Genomic DNA, 11011 nt, shown 5'->3' with positions numbered 1-11011 from the left:
TGCAAGGAGAATCAACAGATGAAGCAAATCTTAACCAGTAGTATCGCCCTATTGCTAGGCGTTAGCTCAATGGCGATGGCTGCAAACGAGCCTGCGCAGGTTGGGCCACGCCCGCTATACCTCGTCAGTGATATGGAAGAGGGACCTCTGAAAACTAAATTGGAAAGCTGTCAGGCCGGCCCATTTTATCGTAGCGACTTCTCTATCGGCCACCGTGGAGCAGCAATGCAGTTTCCAGAGCATACCAAAGAGTCTTATTTGGCTGCGATCGCAATGGGTGCTGGGGTGTTAGAGTGTGATGTGACCTTTACCAAAGATAAACAGTTGGTCTGTCGTCACTCACAAAGTGATTTGCATACTACAACCGATGTACTTGCTCATCCTGAGCTTGCTAAGAAGTGTACGGTACCATTTAAACCTGCTAATCCAGCCACAGGTGAAGATGCACAGGTTGAATGTCGTACGTCAGATTTCACATTAGCGGAATTTAAGACTCTTAAAGGCAAAATGGATGGGGCGAATCCAAAAGCGACAACGGTTGAAGAGTACATGAACGGGACTCCAGGCTGGCGTACAGACCTGTATTCGCAAACAGGGACTCTGATGACCCATGCCGAGAGTGCTGCACTGTTTAAAAAATATGGTGTTAAGGTGACTCCTGAATTGAAGTCAGCTGCTGTGAAGATGCCTTTCCAAGGCTTTAGTCAGGAAATGTATGCTCAGAAGTTGATCGATGAGCTTAAACAAGCGGGCTTCTCTCCTGATGAAGCTTATGTTCAGTCATTCAATCTTGATGATGTTAAATACTGGATCAAAAATGAGCCTAAGTTTGGTAAGCAAGCTGTCTACCTAGATGACCGTATGTACGAAAAAGAGGGTTTTGCTGCTTCGATAGAAAATATGAAAGAGCTCTCTGATCAAGGTGTTCAAATTATTGCTCCGCCTTTGTATGCCTTGATTCAACTTGATGAGAACAACAATATCGTCCAGTCTGACTATGCCAAGTTAGCGAAGCAAGCGGATCTCGATATCATTGCTTGGACACTTGAGCGTTCAGGGCCTTTGGCGCAAGGCGGTGGCTGGTACTATCAATCAGTTACAGACCAGATCAAGCGTGATGGCGACATGATGAAAGTACTCGATGTCTTAGCGAAGGACGTCGGTGTGCTTGGTGTGTTTAGTGATTGGCCATCGACTGTGACCTATTACGCGAACTGTATGGATATCTAAGTTTTCGTTGGTATCTAACGTTAATAAAAAGGGTCAAATGACCCTTTTTTTTCGCGTCGATTTGATGGAGACAGAAATGACCCAAACATCTTAAAATTAATTGGACACAAATGACCCAAACTAAAAATGGTTAAATCGAACTTTGAGTAAGTCATTGATATTTATTATTAAAATAGTTGGCACAACCCCTGCTATAGGAGAGGTGAACATCAACAATAACGTGAATGTAAGGTTCTAATATGAAAAACAGTGTAAAAGGATTGTTAATCGCTGGTTCTTTGCTGCTGCCATCAATGGCGATGGCAAGTGAGTGTACTTACCGTGGGGTACTGGATGATAGATACTGTGATGAAAATAAAGACTTAGTGGCTGACGCGCCCAAAGATGCGAGTGAGTGGATTGATCCAAGTACACTCGTGTTTACCTACACTCCCGTTGAGGATCCTGCACTGTACAAGGATGCATTTGCAGATTTTCAGGCACACCTAAGCAAAATTACCGGTAAAAAAGTCATCTATTACACCGTTCACTCTAACTCAGCTCAGGTTGAGGCTATGCGTTCAGGTCGTCTTCATGTTGCTGGTTTCTCAACGGGTCCAACGGGCTACGCTGTTAACCTAGCGGGTTACGTACCGATTGCTGTTAAAGGTGATGAGTCAGGTTTCCAAGGTTACAACCTAATTACCATCGTTCGTAAAGACAGTGGCATCAATGAAATGGCGGATCTAAAAGGTAAGAAAGTCGCGCATACGTCAGCGTCTTCCAACTCAGGTAACCTTGCTCCGCGCGCTCTATTCCCAGCTCAAGGTCTCGTACCGGATCAAGATTACAAAGTGCTTTACTCGGGTAAGCATGACCAATCTATCCTAGGTGTTTACAACGGTGACTACGATGCTGCACCAGTGGCTTCAGATGTGTATGACCGTATGGTTGCAGCAGGCCGAGTTGACGCCTCTGAGCTAAAAATTATCTACCGTAGCCCACGTTTCCCAACTTCTGCATTTGGCTACGCATACAACCTGAAACCAGAGCTTGTAGAAAAGATCAACGAAGCTTTCTTCAGCTACCGCTTTACTAAAGAGATGAGCGATGCGTTTAAAGGCGCTGACCGTTTCTCACCAATTACTTACCAAGAAGATTGGTCAGTGATCCGTGATATTGCCCACGCAACTGGTACCGCTTACACCAAAGCCGGACTGAAAAAACTGGCTGAAAAAGATGCAGCTAAGCGAGCTAAGAAGAAAGCTGAAGAGTTAGCGAAGCAAGCTAAGACACAATAATCCTCTAACAAACGCATCATTCTAAATAAATGTACGGTGCCCTCGTGTGTAGGGCACAGGGCACCGTACACCCATAAGAAAACAAGGAATAGTAGTATGGCCGTAGCGAGCTATGACGGAATAAAGATCAATAACCTTTTTCATGAATACGTGGCAGGCAAGCCAATCCTTAAAGGTATCGACATCGATATCGACCAACCGGGTATCATTGCCATCATCGGCCCATCAGGTACAGGTAAGAGTACCTTGCTTCGTTGTATTAACCGCCTTAACGATCCAACCAGTGGCGAGATTCTGTTTGAAGGCGAGGATCTGACAAAACTGAGTGGGCAGGCATTACGTAAGCAGCGTCGCCATATCGGTATGGTTTTTCAGGAGTACAACCTAGTTGAGCGTTTGACCGTGATTGAGAACGTCTTGTGTGGTCGTCTTGGTTATATGTCTTCTTGGAACGCGTGGCGTCGTAACTACTCGAAAGAAGATCTCAAAAAAGCCTTCGAGTTATTAGAGTTTGTTGGCCTGCAAGATTTCGCCAATCAGCGTGCAGATAGCTTGTCTGGTGGTCAGCGTCAACGTGTTGGTATCGCCCGTGCTGTGATGCAAGACCCGTACATATTGCTTGCGGATGAGCCGACCTCCTCGCTTGACCCTAAAACCGCGGTAGAAATCATGGAACTCATGGAAACCTTCGCACAGGAGAAGCAGATCCCTGTGTTGGTCAATATTCATGACGTTAACCTCGCTAAGCGTTTTGCGAAACGGATTATCGGCATGTGCAATGGCAAAGTGCATTATGACGGCAGCCCTGAAGGCATCAGCGAAGATGACCTGAAAATTATCTATGGAGGTGAGTCATGGCTGGATTAAGCTCATCGACCAAAACAGCGCTAGAGGAGATTGAGAATCCGTTTAAGGCATCGTGGGCGAGCCGCTTGGGTGTCGTAGCTGTGATTGGCTATCTTTTTTATAGTATTTCGACGCTTAATTTAACTTGGGATCGATTGATGGTCGGTTTAGGGGAAAGTGAGCGTTTACTTAGTCGCATGTTTCCCCCTGATTTCTCACGCTCAAATCTGCTATTGAGTGGTTTGGCTGAGAGTTTACAAATCGCGATTATTTCGAGCTTTTTCGGCATCGTTATCTCATTGTTTCTTGGTCTGCTTGCGGCGAGAAATATGATGCCAAATATTGTCTCAACACCAGTTCGCGGCTTTATTGCTCTGTGCCGCTCTTTCCATCCGGTCATCATAGCCATCTTGTTTGTTAAGGCCGTTGGTTTTGGTGCGCTGGCGGGTATTTTAACTCTGGTTTTTGCTTCGATTGGTTTTATTGCCAAGCTGTTTGCCGAGGCGATAGAGGAGATCTCGTTTAAGCAAGTTGAAGCGATTCGAGCGACAGGCGCAAGCTTTATGAGTGTCATTCTGTTTGCGGTTATGCCACAGGTATTCACTCGCTTTATCGGTTTTGCCAGCTATCAGTTGGACTCAAACCTACGTAACTCGACTATGGTCGGTATTGTTGGCGCTGGTGGCTTAGGTGGCACGCTTTTCTCTGCATTCCAGCGTTTTGATTATGACTTTGTTGCTGCGATTCTTATCACTATTATCGCGCTGATCCTTGTCGGTGAGTTCTTATCTAATGTTGTAAGGAGAATCTTCTAATGACGACGGCTTCTATTGATAGAGAATGGCAACGTTTCACCTTTAGTGAGCGTCTCGCAAGGTTTGCAGCTTACCTCTGCTTTGTTTCTGCAATCGTATGGTCATGGCAGACGGTTGAAGTGATACCAGAATTCTTATACGACGCGCCTGCTCAGTTTGCCGATATGTTCAGCCGTATGGTTCCGATGGACTATGGCTTCTATCCTGAAACGATTCATGATGCGATGGTTGAAACGCTGCATATCGCCACGTTAGGGACGCTATTTACTTTAGTTTTGGCGATTCCATTAGCCTTGCTTAATGCGCCAAATATCACCCCAAATAAGACGCTTAACTGGATTGCTCAGTTCTTCTTGGTTTCGTCTCGTTCGGTGAACTCATTGGTTTGGGCATTGCTGTTTATTGCCCTGTTTGGCCCAGGTGTGTTGGCTGGAATCATGGCGATTGCGGTTCGTAGCGTAGGCTTTGTTGGTAAACTTTTGGCGGAAGCGATCGCAGAAGTGAACATGGGCACCATTGAAGCGCTGAAAGCAACCGGTGCGTCATGGGGAAGCATCTTGTTCAAAGGTTATTGGCCTCAGGTTATGCCAGCCTTCTTCTCAATCGTACTATTTCGTTGGGACATCAACGTCCGTGAATCGGCGGTTCTAGGATTGGTGGGTGCTGGTGGTATTGGCGTGGTGCTAAATGATGCGCAGAATCTGTTTGAATGGCAGAAAGTATCGATGATTCTGGTGAGCATTTTTGCGGTCGTTGTACTGGCTGAAGCGCTCGTTGTCCACGTACGTAAGAAACTGATTTAAACAACAACATCAAATGGCTAGGTGTTGTATTTAAAAGGCAGGGATTACCTGCCTTTTCTTTTAGACTACAAATACTTCTCTATGGGCAGCAGTTGGAGAAAGTAAGACTCAAATCGCTGCCATCGTCCTGTCTCTGGCTCATGATCATAGATTTGAGAACCGGAAGACCACATCACGTCACCGTTTTGTAATTCTAATCTCCAGCTATTCTCCTGATCCATCGCCTGCAAAATGTTGTCAGCAAGACGCTGTGCAACATCAAGGTCTTCGATCACCAGCAGTGACTCAGTATTTAGGTAAGTCGATCTCAGGTTAAAGTTAAACGAGCCAACCGTGGCAACACGATCGTCAAACACCGCAGATTTCGAGTGAAGACCATAACCGATGGCAGGCGCACACTTGTTGGCATCTTTGGTGGACATCTCACACACTTTGGCGTTGGGCTTCAATTCATACAGCTTAATGCCGTGTACGAGCATATCTTCGCGTCGACCCGCGTAACCAGAATGGTTAGTGACCAGATCATTAGACGCCATAGAATTGGTTAAGGCTTTAATCTCGACACCGCCATGAGTCAGCACTTGCATCGCTTCTAACTGTTGATCGTCAAAGATCAGGTATGCGGATTCGAGAACGATCTTCTGTTTAGATTGCTGGGCGAGTGCCGAGAGATATTTCGCGGTTGCTTTGGGTAGGTTAGTGTCACTGACGTCATCGGGAACTGGCTGATCAGCAATATAACTGGCTTCAACCCAATCCATGCTGGCCATGATGTTGCTTAAGAAAGTGAGCGCGTTAGATTGCCCTTGTGGCAAAGCAGGGTGGTTTGTGTAGTGTGGTGCGGCAATGTCATCGATCAGGCTAAGATCGGTGATTGCTTCGTTATTGAGTAGCGCCACTGGGTAAGACCAGCGACTGTCCCAATATTGATTGAAGCTGGTTTCAATGTCGCCAACCACAGTTCCCATGACCATCGCGTCACGATCGCGGAAGTTGATATCGTTTGCTAGGTCGAAATATTCATCACCAATGTTGCGACCGCCAACAATGGATACAACCCCATCGACAGTAAACGACTTGTTGTGCATTCGTCTATTCAAACGGGAAAAATCGCCCAATACGTTGAGCCACTTGGCGACCCCACGGCGCGTAGGGATGGGGTTAAAGACACGAATCTCGATATTGGGATGAGCATCAAGCGCACTGAGAAGTGCTTCACGTTCGTTGAGGTTGATATCATCGAGCATCACCCTAACTCTAACACCACGGTTTGCTGCTGCGACAACTCGACTTGCGAGATACTGCCCAGAGCGATCCGAGTTCCAGATGTAATACTGAATATCGATGCTGCGTTGTGCACTCTCGATAAGAGCAAGTCGTTGACTCAAGGCTTGCCAACCACTCTCTTGCAACGTCACTGCGCTGGTTTTCGTTACTTGGTTAGTGGCATATGCTTCGCTTAACAGGGATAACGGACTGCTACTCGGAGTTGATGTCACTTGTGGTTGATGCTCTATCTGCTCTGGAAGAGTGCCACAACCGGCGAGCAACGCGGTAAGAACTAAGCTGGTGGTTATCCGCTTAAGGGGTAGCATTAATGATTCCTTGATAGGGTTGAGGTATCTCTGGTTATTATGATTATTAACGATAGTGTACTTGGCTGCTAGAACAATACACGGTTAATGATGAGTTAAGCCCTAAGCTCAGGTTGATACTGAGCTTAGGGGCGAAGTTAGGAGTGCTTTTAACGCGTGCTCACTAGAGCATATTGGCGAAAAACGCTTTGGTCGGTTCGGGCAATAAATCTTGCGGATGATCACCACCTAAAGTTGCTAAGCCGCTTTTCCCTTCGATCACCGCCGATTTGATAACTTGACCAGCCTTAACATCGACTACCGTCATTTTGACTTTTACTCGGTCAGCTTTGGCAGACCATTCTGTCGCACGATCTTCCCAATGCAAGATGGTTGGGTAGATCAAATAGTCGAACTTACGAGAAGCGGCAAATTCAACCGCCTTGCTGTACTCCTCCGGTTGTTTGGCAATGATGACATTGTCGAGTTTGCCAATTAGCTCACTTTTGATGGTTTGGCTCACCATTCGTCCTGACCCTGAGTAGTAGCGATCGCCATACTGACCGTCAGGTGACAAAGCGATGTAAACCGCATTGTTTGGTGCGAACTTGATATTCGTGTCATCTTGTGTGACGTTGAGTGAATGTGAATCTGCACAACCCAGAACTAACATTGAGGTGGTGGCGATGAGTAGCCATTTGAGTGTTTTCATTTTTATTTCCTGTTGCCAACATCAACACAAATGATAGTAGAAATATGAACTTATGGGTGATGACACCGCCTAACTATCGGACGATCACCCGAATAAGTGCGTGCCATCACAGATTGGTTGCCGTTTTTAAGGAGGGTAGCAATCACTATCCGGCTTTTTTAACGAATTTAGCCGTGACCATCATTTCGCCAGCACCATCGACTTTGCAATCCAATTGGTGATCTTTGCCTTCGACAATGCGTTTGATGACGGCTTTGGTGCCAATCTTTAACACTAATGAACTGCCTTTTACTTTTAGATCTTTAGCGAGAGTCACTTTATCGCCTTCTGCTAATAGCGTGCCATTTGCATCAGCAACGCTGAAGGCTTGTTCTAGCTCATCTGGATTCCATTCATAGGCGCATTCTGGGCAAACGAGGTGACTTTGATCTTGATAGACGTATTCAGACTGACAATTTGGGCAAGGAGGAAAAGACATAATCAACCATTGGTGAATAGAAGTTTGGCGCTAATGGTAATCCTTCACACCTAAGGGATCGAGCAGATTATCATCTGGTGAGATAAATCTTGTCGAGTTTGATCGAAAATCTACTGACGCACTAAGCCGACGAACGATTGTTATTCGCCAAGCCGTTGGAGCTTGCCGTGGTTAGACACCCAATCGCTACTTATTGGTAGTTGCATTAGAGATGAGTTCGCACTCGGTCTCACTCTGTTCTCTATGTTTCTCTACCGCTTCTCTCTCGTGCATGGCTTTGATGAGCTCTAAGTCGAGTTTAGCGAAGTAGATATCCTCTTCTGCTTTGCCTCGCAAGCGGAGTTTCTCTGTGAAGTCCATGGTGTGATACTCCTTGCTCTGATTTGATACTAAAAGTATAGCCAAGCACCAGAATCAGCGGCGTGAGTGGTTCACACTTTATTATTAACAAAGTAATCAATTAAGAACTAATATTAATGAAGTGCTCGCGTGAGTGGTGGAGGTAAACATGAAGTTTCTTGTTCAATTCGATGAAGAAGGGATGTACCAGAATAACGTGTGGGATATTCCGGTACCTTATGTTAAAGGGGAAGTTCGTGCGTTAAACCCATTACTAGCGATGGTTCTTATAGAACGGAACCAAGCCCACTTATACACCAATCTAAAAGATCAACGACTGACTATTTCGGACGAGCAACACTAACTAGATCTGGAGGCCAGAGGTGCTACCGTACTTTTAGTTCAAGCAACTGTTGAGCAAATTCGGCAAATCCAAAGCCACCAGATTCAGTCATTACCCTTGAAGGTTTATGGCTCAGCTTATCCCAATAATGCTCTATATTTTTTACCCCGACCGTGAGTGGCAGGGTCTCAAACATCTGCTGATCGTTGAGTGAATCACCGACGTAGCAGCATGTATTTAAAATATCTTGTTCAGATAGCCCGTGTTTCTTTAAGAAGTGAAACGCAGCATTGCGCTTTGAATGTTCACCATACCAAGCGTTGATGTGGATAGAGCTGGCTGTCGCGTGAGCGCCTAAACGATGAATTTTGGCGACGATCTCTTCTACAACGCGACTGTCTAGCGGTTGCCTATTCTGGCCGATATCGATGGCCACTTCGCATAAACGGTAGGCTTGATCCAGCGTGAGGTTTACGTTGGGGTAATCTACAAGGATCTGCTCCACCTGAGCTTTAAGTTCTGCTTGTTGTCGTCGCATGGTGCCAAGGGGTACTGAACTGGACAGAGAAACCCCTTTGCTGCCTTTTTCCAACGTAAATGCACCGTTTTCCCCCAAGACAGCATCGACAGGCCAAAGCTGTGCAATATGATCACACCAACCAGCGCACGCACCAGTCACCGCGACAACCTTGATTCCTCGCTGCTGAAGAGACTCAAGTGCGATGAGTGTTTCAGGAGGCAGTTTACCTTGCCATGTCAGAGTATCGTCGACGTCTGTCAGCACCCACTCGACAGCTTTCCATTCCGTAGAAAGAGAGTTTTCCATTAGATTTCTTATTGTTGTTGAGCAATCTCACCAGTCTATCGAAACCTAACACCAAATTCAGTGAGGTGGGCGAAACAGCCGAATATTTTTCTTCAACTTAGAACGATTTGTTTATTCGGCGTTCAAGCCATCTCGGACTCGTTCAAGTTTTCCTTTCACTTCTTTAGCTAACTCATGGACATCAGGATGCTGTACGAGTTGCATGACCGCTTGGGGATCCATAAAGGCGACGGTAATGGAGCTATCTTCCTCTTCTCGTACCACGACATTGCATGGGAGCAATAAACCAATATCTGGTTCAGCATCAATCGCTTTGTTGGCTAGGTTGGGGTTACAGGCACCGAGAATTATGTAAGGGCGTTTATCAATATCCAATTTCTTTTTTAGTGTCGCTTTGACGTCGATTTCAGTAAGTATGCCAAAACCTTCCTTGGCAAGCTCTTCAGTGACGCGAGTTATTGCTTTTTCATAACTTCCGTTGAAAGTGACTGAGAATCCATACATATTTTGACCTTCCATGTGCGTTCGGTTTGATGATGCAATGATTATAGTTGGAATTATTCATTCAGTTTGAAGATGAAGGTACAATAGCCAAGAAATGATGTTGTCACTCTACCGGCAACGTTTTGTTTTTGTTGGAGAAAAATCATGGATGAAAGAAGTCAGGCCTATCTGAATCAGTACTTAAATTCACTTCCTGCTGAGCGTGCTGCACAGCACACCTCATTTAGTTCAGATTACTATTGCAATGACGAGTATAACGCTAACCTGTGCGCTGACCTGATTCTCCGCGGTGAAAAACGTGCGTCATGCAGCATGGAGTATTGGTATCGTCACGAAGGCGAGCCGATGCCACAAGTGGGTCATCTTCAGGTCGTGACCGACTGGCAGGGTAACCCTGTCTGTATCGTTGAAATCAGCTCTGTCAGCACATCTAGATATTGTGATGTTTCCGCCGAGTTTGCCGCAGAAGAAGGGGAGGGAGATAAGTCTCTTCAATGGTGGCGAGAAGCACACTGGAACTTTTTTAGTAAAGAGTGTGCAGAACTGGGTATTGAACCGACCCAAGAGATGATGTTGGTGTTAGAACGCTTCAAAGTTGTTTATAAGTAACCATTGTCGTTGGCAAATGAGCCATTATGAACAAATCATCGTATCAACAGTCACGTATTGGTTTTTTAACGGAGTAAACCATGAAGCACTTATTGCTATTCATTGCTCTACTGTCACTCGGGGGCTGTTTGGGTATGCCTCAAAATGTTCAACCTGTTAGCGATTTTAAGCTCGATAGCTACCTAGGCAAATGGTACGAAGTGGCTCGTTTAGATCATTCGTTCGAGCGTGGTTTAAGTGATGTAACTGCCGAATATGTTATGCGTCCTGACGGTGGCGTAGCGGTCATCAACCGTGGCTATTCTGCTGAGAACAAAGAGTGGAAGCAGGCTGAAGGAAAGGCCTACTTCGTCAACAGCGAGAATGAGGGCTATCTGAAAGTCTCGTTTTTTGGCCCTTTTTATGGCTCATACGTGGTATTTGAACTAGAAAAACAGTATTACGACTACGCATTTGTATCAGGTCCAAATACCGATTATCTGTGGTTATTGTCGCGTAAGCCCGAAGTCACTCCTGACGTCAAAGCAAAGTTTGAGCGCTTAGCTAAACGGTATGGCTTTGACGTGGATGAGCTTATTTACGTTGAGCACAAATAGAGTCTTCCCAAGCGTAAGTTTTAATCTTTGGCGGCATTTGAACGGACTTTTAGTCA

Annotated in this window: 14 protein-coding genes; 8 read left to right on the top strand and 6 right to left on the bottom strand. The window is 45.7% G+C overall.

Annotated elements, in window-relative coordinates:
• Positions 1 to 18 precede the first annotated feature (18 nt).
• The 5 genes from ACQEXP_RS16335 (at position 19) to phnE (ACQEXP_RS16315) (ending at position 4974) form a co-directional block, all read left to right on the top strand.
• Positions 19 to 1230, top strand: coding sequence for a glycerophosphodiester phosphodiesterase family protein (locus ACQEXP_RS16335; RefSeq protein ID WP_269375361.1), 1212 nt, complete (start codon positions 19 to 21; stop codon positions 1228 to 1230).
• 239 nt (positions 1231 to 1469) lie between these two features.
• Positions 1470 to 2510 (top strand): phosphate/phosphite/phosphonate ABC transporter substrate-binding protein, encoded by a 1041-nt coding sequence (gene phnD, locus ACQEXP_RS16330; protein ID WP_269375362.1) that lies wholly within the window; start codon positions 1470 to 1472, stop codon positions 2508 to 2510.
• 96 nt (positions 2511 to 2606) lie between these two features.
• Positions 2607 to 3377: a phosphonate ABC transporter ATP-binding protein gene (phnC, locus tag ACQEXP_RS16325; protein ID WP_269375363.1), complete on the top strand. Its 771-nt coding sequence runs from the start codon at positions 2607 to 2609 to the stop codon at positions 3375 to 3377.
• On the top strand, positions 3365 to 4171 hold the full coding sequence (phnE, locus tag ACQEXP_RS16320; protein WP_426970953.1) for a phosphonate ABC transporter, permease protein PhnE: 807 nt from the start codon (positions 3365 to 3367) through the stop codon (positions 4169 to 4171). Before phnC ends, phnE (ACQEXP_RS16320) begins: the two co-directional genes overlap by 13 nt.
• Positions 4171 to 4974 (top strand): phosphonate ABC transporter, permease protein PhnE, encoded by an 804-nt coding sequence (gene phnE / locus ACQEXP_RS16315; protein ID WP_269375365.1) that lies wholly within the window; start codon positions 4171 to 4173, stop codon positions 4972 to 4974. The genes phnE (ACQEXP_RS16320) and phnE (ACQEXP_RS16315) overlap by 1 nt, the downstream gene beginning before the upstream one ends.
• Positions 4975 to 5039: 65 nt before the next feature.
• On the opposite strand, the gene ACQEXP_RS16310 is transcribed toward phnE (ACQEXP_RS16315), so the two are convergent.
• The 4 genes from ACQEXP_RS16310 to ACQEXP_RS16295 form a co-directional block, all read right to left on the bottom strand.
• A complete protein-coding gene (locus ACQEXP_RS16310) occupies positions 5040 to 6569 on the bottom strand; it encodes a phospholipase D family protein (RefSeq protein ID WP_426970952.1) in 1530 nt (509 codons plus the stop codon).
• Positions 6570 to 6732: 163 nt separating this feature from the next.
• On the bottom strand, positions 6733 to 7260 hold the full coding sequence (locus ACQEXP_RS16305; protein ID WP_269375367.1) for a DUF4823 domain-containing protein: 528 nt from the start codon (positions 7258 to 7260) through the stop codon (positions 6733 to 6735).
• Between the two features lie 145 nt (positions 7261 to 7405).
• Complete coding sequence (locus ACQEXP_RS16300; RefSeq protein WP_426970951.1) at positions 7406 to 7738, bottom strand: zinc ribbon domain-containing protein YjdM; 333 nt, start codon at positions 7736 to 7738, stop codon at positions 7406 to 7408.
• A 186-nt stretch (positions 7739 to 7924) separates the two neighbouring features.
• Positions 7925 to 8098: a hypothetical protein gene (locus tag ACQEXP_RS16295; protein ID WP_269375369.1), complete on the bottom strand. Its 174-nt coding sequence runs from the start codon at positions 8096 to 8098 to the stop codon at positions 7925 to 7927.
• Between the two features lie 148 nt (positions 8099 to 8246).
• On the opposite strand from ACQEXP_RS16295, the gene ACQEXP_RS16290 reads away from it, so the two are divergent.
• On the top strand, positions 8247 to 8441 hold the full coding sequence (locus tag ACQEXP_RS16290; RefSeq protein WP_269375370.1) for a hypothetical protein: 195 nt from the start codon (positions 8247 to 8249) through the stop codon (positions 8439 to 8441).
• A 22-nt stretch (positions 8442 to 8463) separates the two neighbouring features.
• Here the strand turns inward: ACQEXP_RS16290 and ACQEXP_RS16285 are convergent, their stop codons facing one another.
• Both ACQEXP_RS16285 and ACQEXP_RS16280 read right to left on the bottom strand, forming a co-directional pair.
• Positions 8464 to 9246: an HAD-IIB family hydrolase gene (locus ACQEXP_RS16285; RefSeq protein WP_426970950.1), complete on the bottom strand. Its 783-nt coding sequence runs from the start codon at positions 9244 to 9246 to the stop codon at positions 8464 to 8466.
• Positions 9247 to 9357: 111 nt separating this feature from the next.
• Positions 9358 to 9765, bottom strand: coding sequence for a DUF302 domain-containing protein (locus ACQEXP_RS16280; RefSeq protein WP_426970949.1), 408 nt, complete (start codon positions 9763 to 9765; stop codon positions 9358 to 9360).
• Between the two features lie 129 nt (positions 9766 to 9894).
• Between ACQEXP_RS16280 and ACQEXP_RS16275 the strand changes: the two genes are divergently transcribed.
• Positions 9895 to 10359: an ASCH domain-containing protein gene (locus tag ACQEXP_RS16275; RefSeq protein WP_426970948.1), complete on the top strand. Its 465-nt coding sequence runs from the start codon at positions 9895 to 9897 to the stop codon at positions 10357 to 10359.
• Positions 10360 to 10439: 80 nt separating this feature from the next.
• Entirely contained in the window at positions 10440 to 10955 is a 516-nt protein-coding gene (locus ACQEXP_RS16270; protein WP_426970947.1) for a lipocalin family protein, read from the top strand.
• Positions 10956 to 11011 lie beyond the last annotated feature (56 nt).

Origin of the sequence: Vibrio sp. TRT 1302 (assembly GCF_050113875.1) — a bacterium.
Taxonomy (GTDB): Bacteria; Pseudomonadota; Gammaproteobacteria; order Enterobacterales; family Vibrionaceae; genus Vibrio.
This window is presented reverse-complemented; position numbering and strand designations above follow the sequence as displayed.